Consider the following 18,812-nt stretch of genomic DNA (forward strand, 5'->3'; position numbering starts at 1 on the left):
GCCATGGAAATCAAAGATTTACAGAAAATTATACAGGACAGTGGCGTCGTAGGTGCAGGTGGAGCCGGTTTCCCGACATACGCCAAGCTTACTGACAAGGCGGACACAATTCTTATGAACTGTGCAGAATGTGAACCATTGCTGAAACTTCACAGACAGTTACTTGAAAAACATGCATATGAGATCATGAAAACTTTCCATATGGTTATGGAAACCGTTGGTGCTTCACAGGCAATCATCGGAATCAAGAAATCCTATGTTCAGACGATCAAGGCACTGCAGCAGCACATTGAGGAATTCCCCGGCCTGAAGATCCATCTTCTTGATGAAGTGTATCCGATGGGCGATGAAGTTGTGCTGATCTATGAAGCTACAGGACGTGTTTGCAGACCTGGCGGACTGCCGATTGAGCAGGGCGTCATTGTATTCAACGTAGAGACGATCTACAATGTATATCAGGCAGTGACATCACAGAAGCCTGTAACAGAGAAATACGTGTCTGTAGTAGCAGAAGTCGGTCATCCTGTAACAGTCAAGGTTCCGCTGGGCTGTACACTGGATGAAGTAGTAGCACAGGCTGGTGACATTACCACAAAAGATCCTGTTTATTTTGTAGGCGGACCGATGATGGGACGCATTGGCAACGGATCAGATCCGGTGACCAAAACAACAAACGCAGTTCTCGTTCTTCCGCACGATCATCAGATCGTCATGAAGAAAAGAAGAACTTCAGCAATCGACTTAAAACGTGCAGCATCTATTTGCTGCCAGTGTAATACCTGTACAGACCTTTGCCCGAGACATAACCTCGGACACCCGATCGACCCGGCACGCTTTATGAGAGCAGCATCTGCCGGAGATTTCAGAGATGTAAATCCATACATCAATTCCGCATTCTGCAGTTCCTGCGGTGTATGCGAAATGTATGCCTGCCCGCAGAGTCTTGCACCAAGATCACTTCTTGCAGACATGAAGGGCGGACTTCGTAAAGCAGGTATCAGACCTCCTCAGGGAGTTCAGCCGGTACCGGTTAAACCTTCAAGAGAATATCGCAAGGTTCCGGAAGAACGTCTGATGGCCCGTTTAGGACTGACAAAATACGACAAGGACGCACCGATGGACGAGAACGTAGTTCCGGTATCCAAGGTTAAGATCCTTCTGAGCCAGCATATCGGAGCACCGGCACAGGCAATTGTGAAAACAGGCGACACAGTAACAAAGGGACAGATGATCGCGCAGCATGCTGACGGATTAAGCGTAAGCATCCATGCAAGTATCTCAGGAAGAGTAACTGAAGTAACAGATCGCCATATCATAATCGCAGCAAAGTAGAAAGGACGTGCAGAACATGAGTAAAGCAATCGGAATGATTGAATTTAAAACGACTGCCACAGGTATCACAGCAGCAGATACCATGGTAAAGACCTCTGATGTAGAGATCGTCGAGGCACAGACCGTATGTCCGGGAAAATATATTGCAATTATCACAGGCGATTTAAGTGCAGTAAAAGCCGCTGTTGACGCAGCAGTAACCACATATGAGGACAAATGTATCGACAGCTTTGTACTTGGTAACCCGCACGAATCCCTTTTCCCGGCAATGTATGGAACAACACAGGTAGAAGGAATCAGTGCTCTGGGAATTCTGGAGACATATGATGCCGCTTCCATTATCGAAGCAGCAGACCAGGCAGCCAAGACTGCGATCGTAGACGTTATCGAACTTCGTATCGCAAAAGGTATGTGTGGAAAATCCTACATGCTTCTTACAGGAGAAGTTTCAGCAGTAGAAGCTTCCATCGAGAAAGCAAAAGAATTCGTGGCAGAAAAAGGTATGTACCTGGATTCATCTGTCATTGCACATCCGGATAAACGAATGATGGATTCTCTTTTATAAAAAATAAATGTTCTCAAAAGGGGGCAAAGTAAATGCTGGCATTAGAAAGACGGAATTTAATTCTGGAGAAACTTCAGACAGAAAAGAAGGTCGTAGTAAGCGAACTCAGTCAGCTCTACGAAGTTTCAGAAGAAACGATCCGCCGCGATCTTGACAAGCTCGAAAAGGAAGGGCTTGCTATCAAAAGCTATGGCGGTGCAGTCATAAACGAGGATGTAAGTATCGATTTGCCCTTCAATATCCGCAAAAACCAGAACGTAAGCGGAAAACAAAAAATGGCGGAGATTGCCGCCTCTCTGGTGCAGGAGGGAGACCACATTTTTCTTGATGCAAGTACCACAGCTGTCTTTGTAGCAAAAGCACTTAAGGAGAAAGAGCGTCTCACTGTAATCACAAATTCCATGGAGATTCTTCTTGAACTTTCTGACGTATCCGGCTGGAATATTATTTCAACCGGAGGTGTCATGAAAGAAGGATATCTTGCATTCCTGGGCTCCAGAACAGAGGAGTCAATCCGGTCCTATTATGTAGACAAGGTCATTATCTCCTGCAAGGCACTGGATCATGAGTGGGGAATCATGGAATCAAAGGAATCCTTTGGCACAACAAAAAAAGCCATGATCGCATCAGGGCGTGAGAAGATTCTGGTTGTAGACAGCACAAAATTTGATCAGACCGCTTTTTCTGTAGCAGGAAAACTGCGGGATGTAGATGTGGTTGTAACGGACAGGAAACCATCAGACAAATGGATGGGTTATTTCAAAGATGCAGGCGTAAAATGTCTCTATCCTGACATGCAGCCATAGAAAGGGAGCAACAGATATGAAGACCTTTGAAATGAAAACAGCGATTCATTTTGGAGAGAATGCACTGGAACGTCTTGAGAACATTCCATACAAAAGAGTTCTGATCATTACAGACCCATTTGTAGTGCAGAGCAAAATGATTGATCTGATTACCAGACCTCTGGAAAAAGCTGGTAAGGAATATGATATTTTCCATAACGTTGTACCGGATGCACCGGTCGACAAAATCGCAGACGGAGTTAAGAAATTCCTGAGCTATCAGCCGGAAGCAATCATCGCAGTTGGCGGTGGTTCTGCAATTGACTCTTCCAAGGCAATCCGTGAGTTTGCCCTGAAGATCAACCATTACGGCGAGGTTGGACTGATCGCAATTCCGACCACAAGTGGAACAGGATCAGAAGTAACTTCTTTTGCAGTTGTAAATGATACCGAAGCAAAAGTTAAATACCCACTGGTTTCTGACAGCCTGACAGCTGATGAAGCGATTCTGGATGCAGAGCTTGTTAAGAGCGTACCTCCGGCGATTACAGCAGATACAGGAATGGATGTGTTCACACATGCACTGGAATCCTATGTAAGTACCGGACATAACGAATTCTCAGCAGCACTCGCAGAGAAAGCAATGGAAATCTGCGGAGTATTCCTCCTCAGAGCATATCTCGACGGAAGTGATATGCACGCAAGACAGAAGATGCACGTGGCCTCCTGTCTGGCAGGACTTTCCTTTAACACAGCGGGACTTGGTATCACACACAGCATGGCCCATCAGCTTGGTGCGATGTTCCATATTCCTCACGGAAGAGCAAACGCGATGCTCCTTCCTCACATTGTGGAATTCAATGCGAACATCAACAAGAGAAGCAGAAGCCAGAAGACATATCTTCCTGCAGTAGAACGATATGCGTTAGTTGCACACATCCTGGGACTGAGCAATTACAACCAGGTTATGAGTGTACGTTCTCTTGTGAACTGGATCCAGTTCATGCAGAAGGAAATGAATATTCCGATGACTATCCAGGAGCTTGGTACCATCACTCCAGATGCATATTTTGCAGCAGTGGATAAGATGGCTGAGGCGGCACTTGCGGATGCCTGCACACCAACGAACCCACGAACACCGACCAAAGAAGATATCATCAAGATCTACACCAAACTTTGGTCCTTCTAAATCAAAAATGACATGGGAGATGCCGAGATGAGCATTTATACAACAAACGGTGACAAGGGGACTACGAACCTTGTCCGTACAAAAAATGTCTCCAAGTCAGATGACCGTATTCAACTGGTAGGAACGATTGATGAGCTGACCAGTCATCTTGGACTTATCAAGACCATGATGGATAAAGCTGAGGATATCCACTTTCTTGAGGATATCCAGAAGAATCTGAATACGATCGTATCAGGCGTGGCAGATCCTTTTAACAGAGAGTTCAGGACAGAAGATGATCAGACAGGACAGCTTGAAGACGAGATCGATCGTCTGGATGGCCTGTTCAGCTGCCCGAAGGAAGAAAATATCCTTCCGGGCAGCAGCCGTCTGTCAGCAGAACTGGATATCGCAAGGGCAGTTGCAAGGAGAGCGGAGCGTGATCTGGCAGCTGTCAGTGTGAAATTCGGAGCAGACAACGGCGCAAAGAAATACATGAACCGTCTGAGTGATTATCTGTATATCATGGCCAGATATACAGAAACCACAGAGCAGCCGGTACAAAACCAGGAAGAAAGCAGACCTTCCGGTGGAAAAGAGGCAGAACCAGTGGCAGCAGTACAGACTCCGGCGACAAGCGAGGCAGTGATCCAGGAAGTTCTCAAACGAATGGGAATCCAGGGACGGATCACTCTGGACAGCGCAAAGCGCCTGATAGACAAAATCGAACAGGAAGCAGCGCGTCGTGGCAAGAAAGCGGTGATCGCGGTCTGCGGTCCGGATGGAAATCCGATCGCAGTCCATGTCATGGACGGAGCATTCCTTGTAAGTTTTGATGTAGCCACCAAGAAAGCCTACACAGCAGTCGCAGTCAAGATGTCTACGAAGGAACTCAGTATCCTGGCACAGCCGGGAGGAACTTTTTACGGCGTAGACAAGATGGATGGCGGCAGGATCGTGATCTTTGGCGGCGGTGTACCACTTAAGGTTGGAGATACGATCATCGGAGGCCTGGGAATCAGCGGAGGAACCGGTGAGGAGGATCACAGCCTGGCAGAGTATGCACTATCTGTTTTGAATGAAGTATTATGAATATCATAAAGTATTTTACATAAGATAAAGAATCTGTTTTCACTTTAAATGAGACAGATTCTTTATTGTGTTTATGAAAAGAAAAGGAGGAGCTATTTATGAAAAAAATTGGGATTGCATTACTGGTGTCTATATTACTGGTGCTGATGGCAGTTCCGGTGCAGGCAGATAACATCAATTATACTACAATTCGCGGCAAAGGCCGCACTTACTATCTTTCCATTGAATTTAACAGGAAATATCAGATGAGGAGCCGCCTCTACCAGAAAACATCATCCGGCAAAAAGGTTGTGGCTGCTACAGGATTTGCCAATGAAAACCGTCTCGAATATGTGGGAACGTATGGCAATAAACTGTACTTCAGTTATAAGTATAATACACGCATCAGAACTTACAGTTATACAATTGGAAAGAGCGGATTTAAACTGGAGAATGGAAGCCTTTATCTGCAGGCAATGCGTGGAAACTATGCATACGGGTACAGACAGATCCCAGATGACAACTCACCCACAAAGCTGTATATTTATAATGTTGCGACCAGAAAATCAACATACATTGGCCTGGGATACTTCTCTGATATCAAATATATTGGAGGTAAGATCTATTACGTGCGATACTCCAATCGCTACAGAACAGCGTATATTATGAGATGCAATCCGAACGGAACAGGAAAGAAGATTCTCAAAACGCTCAAAAATAAATACCCAATGTATGTATTTACAATAAGAAAAAACAGAGCAACTTACTACATTGACAGAAATGACGAATATCGCGAGGCGAGCGTTCGTTATTAAATAAAATATTCAGGAAAGCAGGTTTTGGATGACAGACGAGAAGTACGACATTTTAAAAAGATATTTTGGATATGATACCTTCCGTGAAGGACAGGAACAGGTGATTGACGAACTGCTTTCCGGCAGGGATGTGCTTGGTGTGATGCCGACAGGTGCAGGGAAATCTTTGTGCTATCAGATCCCGGCATTGATCTTTTCGGGGATCACGCTGGTCATTTCCCCGCTGATCTCTCTCATGAAAGATCAGGTGCGGGCGTTGAATGAGGCGGGTGTCCACGCGGCATATCTCAACAGTTCACTGACGCAGGGACAGTATTACAAGGCTTTGTCACTGGCAGTAGAGGGAAGATATCCGATCATCTACGTGGCACCGGAGCGGCTTCTGACAGATTCGTTCCTTTCATTTGCGGTGAATGCAGATATCGCGATGGTTGCTGTGGATGAGGCACACTGCGTTTCACAGTGGGGACAGGATTTCCGGCCAAGTTATCTCAAGATCACAGAATTTATTGAGAAACTTCCGAAGCGCCCGGTCGTGGCAGCATTTACGGCGACTGCAACGAAAGAAGTCAGGGGTGATATCCAGAATATCCTTATGTTAAAGACACCTTATGTCGTGACTACTGGATTTGACAGGAGCAATCTCTTTTTTCAGGTAGAATCACCGAAAGATAAATACGCAGAAGTGAAGAATTACATAGAGCAGCACCCGGACGAGAGCGGGATCATCTACTGCCTGACCAGAAAACTGGTGGAAGAAGTCTGTGGGAAACTGATCCGGGACGGATTCCGCGCGACGCGTTATCATGCCGGACTTTCCGATGAAGAACGACGCATCAATCAGGATGATTTTATCTATGACCGCAGTCCGATCATGGTGGCGACAAATGCGTTCGGAATGGGAATCGATAAGCCGGATGTCCGCTACGTCATCCACTACAATATGCCGAAAAACATGGAAAGTTATTACCAGGAGGCAGGAAGGGCAGGACGTGACGGAGAGTCGTCAAAATGCATCCTTCTGTACAGTGGACAGGATGTGATCACAAATCGCTTTTTCATTGAAAATAATCAGGACAATGAGGAACTGGATGATGCTACACAGGAACTGGTCATGCAGCGCGATGAAGAGCGACTGCGGCAGATGACTTTTTACTGCTTCACACATGACTGTCTGCGGTCCTATATTCTGAGATATTTCGGAGAATACGGTGCAGCCTACTGCGGAAACTGTTCCAACTGCCTGACAGAATTCGAAGAAAAAGATGTCACCGAAGAGGCAAAAGCAATCGCGGAGTGCATCAACAGCAGTCATCAGAGATACGGTGTGAATGTGATCCTGGACACCTTGCACGGCGCAAATACTGCCAAGATCCGACAATACCATATGGAAGAAAATCCTTCCTATGGAAAACTCTCCAAAGTCCCGGCCTATCGTCTGCGCCAGATCTTCAACGAACTTCTGGTGCAGGATTACCTGCGGCTCTCAGACGACGGCTATACGATCGTGAAGTTTGGCCCGCGGATCGGTGAACTTTTGGCGCAGGACAGTACGATACAGATGAAACTTCCAAAAGAACAGGAAAAGAAACCAAAAGAAAAGCTATCCCGGAAACGCAAAGCACCGGTCAGCGGACTCACCGAAGAAGACCAGCCGCTTTTCCAGAAACTCCGTGAACTCCGCACCGAGATCGCCCGCCGGGAGAAGATCCCGCCGTATATGGTATTTTCAGACAAGACACTGATCCACATGTGTATTCTGAAGCCAGTAGATAAGGAAAGAATGCTCCAGGTAACGGGAGTTGGAGAACATAAATATGAGAAGTACGGCAAAGAATTCGAAATCAGGATAAAAGAACTCATATAAAATGTAAAACTCAGGGTTATTATGTGCCCTGAGTTTTGTTACATCATGAGATAGAGTTAGGAACGCTTATATTTCCCAGGCGTCATCCCCTTGTACTTCTTGAATGTTCGAATAAAGTAGCTCAGATCATTGAACCCATTCCGATAAGCGATCTCCGTGATCGAATCATCCGTAGTCGACAACTGATAACACGCCTGCTCGATCCTCTGATGGTTCAGATAATCCATCGGCGTCTGATGTGTCATCTCAGAGAAAAATCTGCAGAAATACTTCGGCGACATGGATACGGAAGAGGAAAGCTGCTGAAGAGTAAGGGGGGAGGCATAGTTGTGTTCGATAAAGTCAAGTACCTGTTTCAGCTGCAGGATACGCTTGTAATCACGCCGCGTTCTGGTAACGCTTTCCAGGTAGTAATGATTGCCAAAAACAATACCGAAAAAGTGGTAAAATTGTCCAATAACGGTCATTTCATATCCGGATGGCCGCATCCAGAGAGCATCAAAAATACTGTTCACAGTGGCACAGATTTCCTCAGATGCCGGGGTGAAATGATGATAAATAAGGATTTCCTGATGAATAATTTTCTGCATATAGGTTGAACAGACAGAATTATATTTCAGAAAAGTATTTCCGTCAAAAACAATACACTGATACACACAATCCTCGGGAATCCCGCTGTGCAGGATGCCGCTGTGTATAAAAATGATATCTCCCGCTGTTGCTGTGAAGCTTTTTTCGTCTAAAGTGACAGAGAGAGAACCCTTCAGGATGCGTATGATCTCATATTCGACATGCCAGTGATAGGACATGACATAGCGGGGGTGATTCGGTTCTATATGATGAAATTCAAATGGAAATTCATAAGTTCCCCTCAGGCGGTCTTCGTTGTGGTCCAGATCATGCAAAAAAATCTCCTCCTTATATGGTTTTTGCTAAAAAATCATATTTACAGTCAAAAAAGTGAATATTGTACTACTTTTTGCCATTATAACACAAGTAATTATCACTTGGCAATTGTATACTATGAAGTATAGAAAACAAGGGAGCTTTTTGTGGACTGTTCACAGTTGTTGTCAGAAACTCCCAATAGACAATTACTTATAATGGAGGTAATTTAGCATGGCAAAGAGCAGATTAGTAGGCAGCTATCCGGTTATCGGTATCAGACCAACAATTGATGGACGTAGAGGAGCCCTGGACGTAAGAGGATCTCTTGAAGAGCAGACAATGAACATGGCTAAGTCCGCTGCAAAGCTTTTTGAAGAAAATTTAAAATATTCCAACGGTGAGCCGGTTAAGGTTGTTATCGCTGATACAACAATCGGACGTGTAGGTGAGAGTGCAGCATGTGCTGATAAATTCCGCAAAGAAGGCGTTGATATCACAGTTACAGTTACACCTTGCTGGTGCTATGGTGCAGAGACAATGGATATGGATCCGCAGACAATCAAAGCTGTATGGGGATTCAACGGAACAGAGAGACCTGGAGCAGTTTATCTTGCATCCGTTCTTGCTACACATGCACAGAAGGGACTTCCGGCATTCGGTATCTATGGACATGATGTTCAGGAAGCTGATGATACATCTATCCCGGAAGACGTTAAAGAAAAATTACTCAGATTTGGACGTGCAGCAGTTGCAGCAGCTTCCATGAGAGGAAAATCCTATCTGCAGATCGGTTCCGTTACAATGGGTATCGGCGGATCTATCATTGATTCCGATTTCATCGAATCCTATCTTGGAATGCGTGTTGAATCCGTTGATGAGGTAGAAATCATCCGTCGTATGACAGAAGGTATCTATGATCATGCAGAATTTGAAAAAGCTCTCAAATGGGCTAAAGAAACATGTAAGATCGGCTGGGACAAGAACCCGGAAGAACTGCAGTTCTCTCCAGAAAAGAAAGAAGAGCAGTTTGAATTCGTAGTTAAGATGGCAGTTATCATCAAAGAGCTGATGAACGGCTGCGATAACCTTGATCCTGCATTCTCTGAAGAAGCAATCGGACACAACGCTCTGGCAGCTGGTTTCCAGGGACAGAGACAGTGGACAGACTTCTATCCGAACGGTGACTTCGCAGAAGCAATGCTGAATACTTCATTTGACTGGAACGGAGCTCGTGAGCCGTATATCCTTGCTACAGAGAACGACGTTCTCAACGGTCTTGGAATGATGTTCATGAAACTCCTTACAAACAGAGCTCAGATCTTTGCTGACGTTCGTACATACTGGAGCCCTGAGGCAGTTAAGAAAGCTACAGGATATGACCTTGAAGGTGTTGCCAAAGAAGCTGGCGGATTCCTTCACCTGATCAACTCCGGTGCTGCCTGCCTTGACGCTAACGGCGAAGCAAAAGACGAAAACGGCAATGCTGTTATGAAACAGTGGTGGGATATCACAGAAGAAGACCAGAAAGCAATCATGGATAACACAGAATGGTGTATGGCTGACAACGGATACTTCCGTGGAGGCGGATACTCCAGCCGTTATGAAACAAAAGCTCAGATGCCTGCAACAATGATCCGTCTGAACCTTGTTAAAGGACTTGGACCGGTTCTGCAGATCGCAGAAGGATGGACAGTAGCCCTTCCGGAAGAAGTATCTGACAAACTTTGGAAACGTACAGACTACACATGGCCATGTACATGGTTCGCACCAAGATGCGATGGCAAAGAAGGACCGTTCAAGACAGCTTATGATGTAATGAATAACTGGGGAGCTAACCACGGTGCTATCTCCTATGGACATATCGGAGCTGACCTGATCACAATGTGCTCAATGCTTCGTATTCCGGTATCCATGCACAACGTTCCGGAAAAAGATATCTATCGTCCGGCAGCATGGAATGCATTCGGAATGGATAAAGAAGGTGCAGACTTCCGTGCTTGCAAGAACTACGGACCTCTGTATAAATAAATTAAACTGTTAAACTGATTTTAATCAAATGCCATGATTAAACGACATCCCCGAGGATTTCTTCGGGGATGTCCCTTTTTATCCACAGAGTTTCCTGTAAAAGTCGAAAAAATTCCCATTTTTTATGATAAAAAGGATTATCATTAGAACTTCACTATGGTATGATAGAAACAGAATTTGTGGATAAAGCCAAACCATACAGGAGAAGATAAAATGAAAAAGATAATAAAGAGTTTTCTGGTCGTTCTGATGGGATTCCTGATGAGCGTAAATGTTATGGCAGATGTACAGCAGGAGAAGCAAAATCCTGATTATACGACAGATTATTACATGATCGTAGAATCTAAAGCGGGAGGGATCGACATATATTCTCTGCCGGATCTGAGTTCTTCGAAGCTGAATGACAGTCAGATCCCGAACGGTACAGCCTTACATATCGAGGGCGAGACAGAGGATAAGGAGAATAACAGAACCTGGGGCTATACAGAATACCATGGCATGCATGGATACGTGCCGCTCGATGACTGTAAGCCGGCACAGTCCCGCAAGGAAGCAATAGATTCCGAACTGTATATCGCAGGAAGTGACAATGTGGATTACAATGCAGATTACGATGTCAAAGCTTACTCCGAGGACGGAAGTCAGAAACTCTATCAGGGTCCGGGAATCAAATACGGTGAAGTTCCAGGAGTTCGTGATATCCAGAATGGAGAGACTCTTCATATCACAGAGGATGCAGAACTTGTCGATGGAGGTCACTGGGGTGTTACAACGATCGACGACCAGGAAGGCTGGGTAGATCTTGAGAAGACAGAAGAATGGGCGAAGGAACATGGTACTTATGAGAACTCTGACGGGACAGAATTGCTGGATATGACACCGGTACCGGAAAATTCCGGCACAGCGGCAGCAATTTCCGAAAATACTGCCACACCATCGACAGCACCTTCAACGACAGAGAATCCACAGGTGACAGCAGTACCGTCCGTAACAGGAGCAGCAGATTCAGTTACACCAACGGAAGCACCGGAAGTGACTGATATACCAGAGGCAACCGACACACCGGTACCGACAGAGACATCAGCACCGACGGAAACTCCGGGGCCAACAAATACACCGGCATCGACAGAGAGCCCAGAGTCGACCGATGCACCAGATTCAGAGACCACCGGACAGCCAGAGAAGGACGATATTCAGACTTCAGGCCAGACTGTAACCACCAGCAAATCTTCCAAAAGCCAGAATCCACTCCTCTGGATTGCTGGAATTGCGGTACTTGCAGCAGTCGGAGTTATAATTTATCATTTCATGAAACGAAACTGAAAATTTATCCAGGTATAATGGCAGGCACTCAATCAGAAACTTTCTGGTTGGGTGCTTTTTATGTAAAAGTTTATCGTAAATTTGTACAAATGTGAAAAATCGGAATTGTGAAAGTTGTCGAAAATAAAAAAAATCTGTCATTAAATTTACGAAAATAAAAAAATACGATAAAATGATAAAAAGAACATCAGGAGGGGTGAAAATGAAGAAAAAAATAATAGGGATTTTGCTGGCAGTTACATTGACTGTATCACAGGCAGGAATTGTTGTTTATGCAGAAGATGTAACCTGGGAAGATGAATTTACGCAGATGGATGAAGCGGATGAATCAGAAACTCCTGAAGCGGATGTGACCTGGGATGGAGAATCAGAAATCTCAGAAACCGAAGATGATGAAGAACAGGTGGAAGTGACCGAAGAGGACACAGAAGCGGGCGAGGAGGAAACAAATACAGAAACCGAAGAATCACCTGTCAGTGAAGAAGAAAGCTTATTTTCAGATGGCGTAGGAGAACTTTTTTCTTCCGGGGACACAATCGTATACGATGCAGACGAAATGGAACCGTTCAAAAGCAGAACCTTAAAAGAGGTTGCTGATGAATATGCAAAGGCAAGATATGCCGGAGCAACTTATTCAAATTCAGACAGTTCCACATGGTATCAGGAACCGTGCTCTACTTCCGCGCCATATGCGGCAGGAGTGCTGACCCAGGATACACATACAGCGATGACAGCAATGACAAATTTCTATCGCTGGCTGTCAGGTCTGAATTCACTGAAGAATAGTTCCACACATTCGGATTCTCTTCAGGTGCAGGCTCTCGTTCGTAATTTTGAATTCAGCCATTGGGTGAGTGATTCCAGCAAGCCGGCTGATATGAGTGACGAGATGTGGAATGCAGGCGCTCCGTGCAGACATAACATTCTTGCGAGAGGATATACTCCTCAGGGAGCTATCACAGGCTGGATGAACGAGGGATATTCTCTCAGATCCCAGTCATGGGATACAACAGGACACAGATATGCATTGATCGAAGCTTCTCTGTCAGATGTTCAGTACGGATTCTCCGGAGGCATTGCAATCGGAGCAGGTGTAGCATCTGGAAATACTTCAGACCTGCCGTTCAGTGCGTTTCCGGCACCAGGATATATGCCGTCCCGGCTGGTGTCACCGTCTTCAAGTGCCTGGTCCGTACGAATAAACAAAAACACACTGAAAATTGCGGATTCCACGAAAGTAACCGCAGTGATCACAAACCTTAACACCGGAAATTCCTATGAATGCACGAAGGAGAACGGGAAACTGAGAGTATCAGGAGTCGAGATCGACATGGTACAGCCTTCTGATTATTCTGGTTCCAGATATACAGACAGCTATCGGGTGCAGATTACGGGACTTCAGGATGCAGCAACAGGTTCAGAGGCACAGATCAGTTATACAACCAGATTTGCGGACATCACAGAGGAAATGCCATCTTATGTGACGAGTGTGACGGCAGATGCCAGAGAATATGTTATTTATAAGACGATGGATAACATAGAAAGCATCAAAAAAGTTGCAGCAATTCTGCCGAAACAGGTATGGGCAACAGCAGAATCCGGAAAGAAGATCAGGGTATCTGTAAAAGGAGAATGGGAAATAAATGAAGCAGATAAATGCTTTGTAAACTCTGCAGATCCATCCGGACTTCCGGAAAACATAACCGACAAAAATCATCTGCTGGATGAAGTTAAGGTTCCGTACAAAATCTCGGATGATTACTATGATTCCTATAATACGCTGTATATTTCTCCGCAGAAGGTCAAGGAGGGAGAAAACATCGAACTGGGGGTATACAGAACCAATATTTCTACAGACACCAGCCAGATCTATAAACTTACCGCAAAAGAAGACGGAACCTATTCCGCAGTAAAGAAATACGATTCCTCAGAATCACCGGAATTTGACAAGGAAGCATCGGATGCGTCGGTATATTCTGCAACACACATATATAAGAAATCGGGTGTGACGCTGGACGATGCAGGAGAATATATTTCTGTGTACTACAGTTCCTCAAGTCAGAGCAGAATTTACGTCTGCAGAGCCACAAAGACCCTTGAGGTTGAACATACACACACCTGGGATGAAGGAAAGATCACAAAAGAAGCAACCTGCACCCAGAAAGGAGAAAAAACCTACACCTGCAGTGCATGCGGAGCAACAAAAACAGAAGAAATCCCACTGTCAGAGCATAAAGAAGTCAAGGACGCAGCTGTAGAGTCAACCTGTACAAAAGCAGGAAAGACAGAAGGAAGCCATTGCTCCGTATGTGGAAAGATCCTCAAAGAACAGAAAGAGACCCCACTCAAAGACCACACTTGGGATGAAGGAAAGATCACAAAAGAAGCAACCTGCACCCAGAAAGGAGAAAAAACCTACACCTGCAGTGCATGCGGAGCAACAAAAACAGAAGAAATCCCACTGTCAGAGCATAAAGAAGTCAAGGACGCAGCTGTAGAGTCAACCTGTACAAAAGCAGGAAAGACAGAAGGAAGCCACTGCTCCGTATGTGGAAAGATCCTCAAAGAACAGAAAGATACCCCACTCAAAGACCACACCTGGGATGAAGGAAAGATCACAACAGCAAGCACCTGTACAAAGAAAGGTACAAAAACATTTACCTGTACGGTATGCGGAAAAACCAAGAATCAGGAAGTATCGGTTGTGGCACATAAATTTACAACATGGAAAACGACAACAGCGGCTACTGCCCTGGCACCGGCAAAACAGACCCACAAATGCAGCACCTGTGGCAAAACAGAGACAAGAAATTACGGAAATAAACTGAAACCATCCATAAAAGTAAACATAAGCAGCATTCTCCTGAAAACCAGACAGAAAACAACACTTCTGAGAGTTTCAGGACTTGCAAAAGGAGATTCCATCGTATCCTGGAAATCCAGCAATACGAATATTGCAAAAGTTTACAGAAGAAGCAACGGAACCTGCACGATCCAGGCAGGAACCAGAAGTGGAAAGGCCATAATAACCATAGCACTGAGAAGCGGACTGAAGAAGAATATCACTGTGACAGTACAGAAAACAACTGTAAAAACCACGAAGATCACAGGCGTTGCCACTTCTCTGAAACTAAAAAGAAATCAAAAAGCAACACTCAAACCGGTCCTTCAGCCACTGACCAGCGGAGAAAAAATCACTTATAAATCCAGTAATACCAAAATAGCCATTGTAAACAGTAAAGGACAGATCACTGCCAGAAGTAAAGGCACAGCAACAATCACCGTTACATCCGGCAGAAAATCTGTCAGATGTAAAGTAATAGTTAATTAATCAAATAAAAAATAAAGAAAGACCTGAGTTCTGTTCAGCAGTGGAACTCAGGTCTTTCTTTCTCTTATACGGGAAAACAAATAAAATTTTCAATTTTGTTGCTACAAATGCGAAAATCTGTAGCCTTGACGCATTGCTGAATGGAAATCAATGTGCTATTATAGTGTATAAATGGGATTATCATGTAGAAAGAAGGGGAGGTGTCCATAATTTCCAATGTTATGGAACAGGTAAATAAATCAGACAAAAAACAGCTCAAAGGCAAATTAAGAACAGGCACAGTTGCGCTGCTTATCGCATTGCTTGCAGCCGCATCAGCAACATATGCCTGGTATATATATAATACCAGCCGCCATACAACAAAAGTCCGTATGGCAGCAGGCGCAGGCGTAAACCTGCAGATCAGCAATTCATATAATGGCACCTATGGTTCAGCCGCAGTCCTGGACAGCTTTTCCGGACAGCTGAATCCGGTTTCTACCAACAGGATCAGCGGCGGTTTCCAGAAAGTACTTGGCTTTACCAATGGAACCGAGAATCAGTCCAATCTGGTGGCAAATCTGTTTGGAAAGGGTGCATATACTGATTATTACAAGACAAGCCTTTTTCTTAAAAGCAACGGGGAGTCAACCGATATTTATATTGCGGATATCGGCTTTGAGGATAGCGATGAGAAGAATCCGATTTCTTCCGCGATCCGTGCAGGTTTTGTAGTACACAAAGCAGGCAGGAACCAGCCGACAGAAGCAGAATATATTTTTGCAATCAGCGATAAGAAAAACCCCGAGGCAGAATACAATACAGCAACAGGTAAGGAAGGAGATGTACTGGACTGCACCAAAACAGACGGAACAACCGTCTCCTTTACGCCATATACCTCAGCGGCTTATTGTACATATGACAAAAATACAGGAACTGTCAGTCTGAAGTCAGGCTCACTGAAATTATGTACAACAACCGGAAAGAATGGTTCCGCAGGAGATCCGGTACAGATCGATCTCTATATCTGGCTGGAAGGCTGTGACGAGGACTGTACCAGAAATCTTTGCAGCCAGACACTTAAGAACCTTTCTGTGTCTTTTGCAGGAGTCGTAAAAGAATCCTGAAAATAAGGAGGCAAGGCTTTGAATACAGAAGTTGATCAGTTAAAAAAATCATTTTCAAAAGCTGTGCTGTGGATTCTGCTTCTTCTGGCAGCAGCAACCGGTACTACATATGCCTGGTTTACACTTACAGGAATCAATTCCACCAATGTTACTCCAATGGCAGGAACTGTGAGTAAGGGTGATACCGTTTTACTGATATCGACAAGTGAGAGCGGTCCTTTTGACAAGACCTGCGATCTGGTTCTGAATGGAAATCCGGATTCACTGAAACCACTTTCAACAGAAAATCTGGAACATTTTTACAGATCGACTGCTCAGAACAAGAATGGAATTGCAGTACTTTACAGCAATGCAGACAGCAGAGTAGATCAGGATGCAGTGCATGGAACGGTTTATCTGCAATGCCAGAATGCACCATGTAAGGTATATTTTGACAGAGAGAAACTGAGCCTTGGAAGCGATGCGCAGGCACTGGCAGCAATGAGACTTGGAATGAAAATCACATCACATGAGGGAACCAGTACCTTTATCTGGAGACTGGATGAAATGGGCAGCACATCAGGTGCACAGTCTGTACTGACTGTTCCACGAAGCTCAACAGTTGTTTCCTCTGTTTCTGATAATGGACAGGCTTCTTATGCAGATGACCCGGCACAGGACATCACAGCCTATATGGCAGAGAATGGCGAGGCCGAAAATGAATACAAAGATGGAAGCCAGATTCTGGTGCAGTTAAATGCAGATGAAGTGGCTTCCGTAGAATACTGGCTGTATCTGGAGGGCTGTGATGAACAGTGTTCCAACCCGGTACAGAACAGAGATTCTGAGATACAGCTTGCTTTTGCAGGTGTTGATCTGGAAGAAAGTGAGAAGGGAGAACAGCCATGAAGCGTAGTTTCAGGACATGGTTCCTGACAGTAACAATCATTTTAATTTTGTTTGTAGTGGTATTTTTCACTTATGCATGGTTTACTTCCAACAGGGCAGTTTCGACCAACACTGTAACAGCAAGAACCGATGAAGAAAATCTGGAACTGCAGCTCAGCGGCACAGGAGGCAGCAGTTTTCGGGATTCACAGCCGGCATCCATTACGCAGGTCAATAAGACTGATGCAGAGTATCTGATTCCGGTTTCGACAAATGACCTTCAGAACTTTGTTTATTCACCGTTTACAGATTCCGGAATGGCATCTTCTTTCGAAAGAGTCCAGAATGAAGAATATTATTACCACGGACGGGTTTATATCCGTGCGGTTGGCGAAGGAATGGACGATGGAAGTACGATGAAGCTGTATCTGGACCAGAGCGATGGCATTCTGGGACAGAAAGTATCCGGTCAGATGCTGAATGCGGCAAGACTTGGGCTTGTATTTGACGAGAATTATTCTTCAGAAGTGATTTTTAAGTTGAGTGAAAGTCAGAATGCATCAGGTCAGCAGACATACAATACAGTCATTAACGGGCAGACACTTGGGAACAATCAGGTACTGTCATACACAAACGGGACAGTACGGGCGGCTTCCGACCCGTCTGTATCGGCAGATGGATATACCATCAGTTTTTCAGACGATTCTGTAGATTTTCCGCAGAATGCGCTTCTGACAATGCAGCTTAACAAAATATATACCGTAGATATTTATTTTTATCTGGAAGGCTGCGACCCGGACTGTTCCAACAGTATACAGTACAGTACGGTAGACCTGCAGCTTGGATTTTATGGCGTGCTTAGCCAGGAAGGGGCATGAGCATGAACAAAAAAGAAAACAACAAAACAGTCCGAAGCAGGCTGTATACATCAGTTTTGCTGGTTCTGCTGGCGCTGGTCGCAGTTACAGCAGCCACGGTAGCCTGGTTTTCCATTGCGGACAGGGCAAAAGTAAAGACCATGAGTCTGGATATCGTGACAGATGCCGATCTGAGAATGGATCTTGATCCGCACAGCACGATCGACCAGTATGTAAAGACTCTTTCGTTTGAGCAGATCGCGGCGAGGATCCAGCAGGAAAAGGGATTTTCCATGGAAACAACCCCGCTGGAACCGGTGACAACAATCGATTATGAGACTTTTACCTATGAGAATGGCACAACAGTCGAAAACACCAGCGGAGCATATCTTGAATTTACGCTTCATTTTATGGCAGCCAAGGATATGGTCGTCCACCTTACAAGTGCCAACAGCAGCTCCGGGGCAGAGGATGGAACGCTGGTCATGTCAGAGAATGCAGCACTGCCGGAATCCATGCGAATTGCTTTTTCCGCAGACGGAACGATATGGAATTACGATCCGGGCATGGGAAGCGCAAGCAGCACAGAAGGTACAGCAAAGACATTCGGGCTTCCGGAAGCTTCCACAATGCACATAAACGAAGACAATGCCATGTTTTCTCTGAAAGAAGGAGTGGACAAAGCAGTAACAGTCCATATCTGGATGGAAGGAACTGATGAGGCGTGTACAGATGAACTGAGAGGATCTGATTATTCAATCCGGCTGAGATTTACCGGGGATAAAACAGATGATCAAAATAAATAAAAT

The 18,812-nt window shown here is 45.0% G+C and carries 15 protein-coding genes; 14 read left to right on the forward strand and 1 reads right to left on the reverse strand.

Annotated features, from left to right (window positions below):
* Window positions 1-3 precede the first annotated feature (3 nt).
* The 7 genes from WMO75_RS02910 (at window position 4) to recQ (ending at window position 7,603) form a co-directional block, all read left to right on the forward strand.
* Window positions 4-1,332 (forward strand): 4Fe-4S dicluster domain-containing protein, encoded by a 1,329-nt coding sequence (locus WMO75_RS02910; RefSeq protein ID WP_022215772.1) that lies wholly within the window; start codon window positions 4-6, stop codon window positions 1,330-1,332.
* Window positions 1,333-1,348: 16 nt separating this feature from the next.
* Entirely contained in the window at window positions 1,349-1,897 is a 549-nt protein-coding gene (locus tag WMO75_RS02915) for a BMC domain-containing protein (protein ID WP_022215773.1), read from the forward strand.
* Window positions 1,898-1,929: 32 nt separating this feature from the next.
* A complete protein-coding gene (locus WMO75_RS02920; protein WP_022215774.1) occupies window positions 1,930-2,703 on the forward strand; it encodes a DeoR/GlpR family DNA-binding transcription regulator in 774 nt (257 codons plus the stop codon).
* A 16-nt stretch (window positions 2,704-2,719) separates the two neighbouring features.
* Complete coding sequence (locus WMO75_RS02925; RefSeq protein ID WP_022215775.1) at window positions 2,720-3,871, forward strand: 1-propanol dehydrogenase PduQ; 1,152 nt, start codon at window positions 2,720-2,722, stop codon at window positions 3,869-3,871.
* Between the two features lie 27 nt (window positions 3,872-3,898).
* Window positions 3,899-4,942 (forward strand): cob(I)yrinic acid a,c-diamide adenosyltransferase, encoded by a 1,044-nt coding sequence (locus WMO75_RS02930; protein WP_291581901.1) that lies wholly within the window; start codon window positions 3,899-3,901, stop codon window positions 4,940-4,942.
* 98 nt (window positions 4,943-5,040) lie between these two features.
* A complete protein-coding gene (locus WMO75_RS02935; RefSeq protein WP_349077574.1) occupies window positions 5,041-5,736 on the forward strand; it encodes a hypothetical protein in 696 nt (231 codons plus the stop codon).
* Window positions 5,737-5,764: 28 nt separating this feature from the next.
* On the forward strand, window positions 5,765-7,603 hold the full coding sequence (gene recQ / locus WMO75_RS02940; RefSeq protein WP_349077575.1) for a DNA helicase RecQ: 1,839 nt from the start codon (window positions 5,765-5,767) through the stop codon (window positions 7,601-7,603).
* 56 nt (window positions 7,604-7,659) lie between these two features.
* On the opposite strand, the gene WMO75_RS02945 is transcribed toward recQ, so the two are convergent.
* Window positions 7,660-8,508, reverse strand: coding sequence for an AraC family transcriptional regulator (locus tag WMO75_RS02945; RefSeq protein WP_022215778.1), 849 nt, complete (start codon window positions 8,506-8,508; stop codon window positions 7,660-7,662).
* Window positions 8,509-8,722: 214 nt separating this feature from the next.
* Between WMO75_RS02945 and WMO75_RS02950 the strand changes: the two genes are divergently transcribed.
* The 7 genes from WMO75_RS02950 (at window position 8,723) to WMO75_RS02980 (ending at window position 18,809) form a co-directional block, all read left to right on the forward strand.
* The gene (locus WMO75_RS02950) at window positions 8,723-10,519 is read left to right on the forward strand and encodes an L-fucose isomerase (protein WP_118252022.1); all 1,797 of its coding nucleotides are present in this window, start codon (window positions 8,723-8,725) and stop codon (window positions 10,517-10,519) included.
* Between the two features lie 213 nt (window positions 10,520-10,732).
* Entirely contained in the window at window positions 10,733-11,842 is a 1,110-nt protein-coding gene (locus WMO75_RS02955; protein ID WP_173906762.1) for a hypothetical protein, read from the forward strand.
* Between the two features lie 202 nt (window positions 11,843-12,044).
* Entirely contained in the window at window positions 12,045-15,173 is a 3,129-nt protein-coding gene (locus tag WMO75_RS02960) for an immunoglobulin-like domain-containing protein (protein ID WP_349077578.1), read from the forward strand.
* Between the two features lie 200 nt (window positions 15,174-15,373).
* Window positions 15,374-16,279, forward strand: coding sequence for a hypothetical protein (locus WMO75_RS02965; protein ID WP_147399618.1), 906 nt, complete (start codon window positions 15,374-15,376; stop codon window positions 16,277-16,279).
* 18 nt (window positions 16,280-16,297) lie between these two features.
* Window positions 16,298-17,167, forward strand: coding sequence for a hypothetical protein (locus WMO75_RS02970; RefSeq protein WP_118697971.1), 870 nt, complete (start codon window positions 16,298-16,300; stop codon window positions 17,165-17,167).
* The gene (locus tag WMO75_RS02975) at window positions 17,164-18,024 is read left to right on the forward strand and encodes a hypothetical protein (protein ID WP_349077579.1); all 861 of its coding nucleotides are present in this window, start codon (window positions 17,164-17,166) and stop codon (window positions 18,022-18,024) included. Before WMO75_RS02970 ends, WMO75_RS02975 begins: the two co-directional genes overlap by 4 nt.
* Before the next feature lie 2 nt (window positions 18,025-18,026).
* On the forward strand, window positions 18,027-18,809 hold the full coding sequence (locus tag WMO75_RS02980; RefSeq protein ID WP_349077581.1) for a hypothetical protein: 783 nt from the start codon (window positions 18,027-18,029) through the stop codon (window positions 18,807-18,809).
* The last annotated feature ends 3 nt before the right edge of the window (window positions 18,810-18,812 follow it).

Origin of the sequence: Blautia intestinihominis (genome assembly GCF_040096655.1) — a bacterium.
Taxonomy (GTDB): domain Bacteria; phylum Bacillota; class Clostridia; order Lachnospirales; family Lachnospiraceae; genus Blautia_A; species Blautia_A intestinihominis.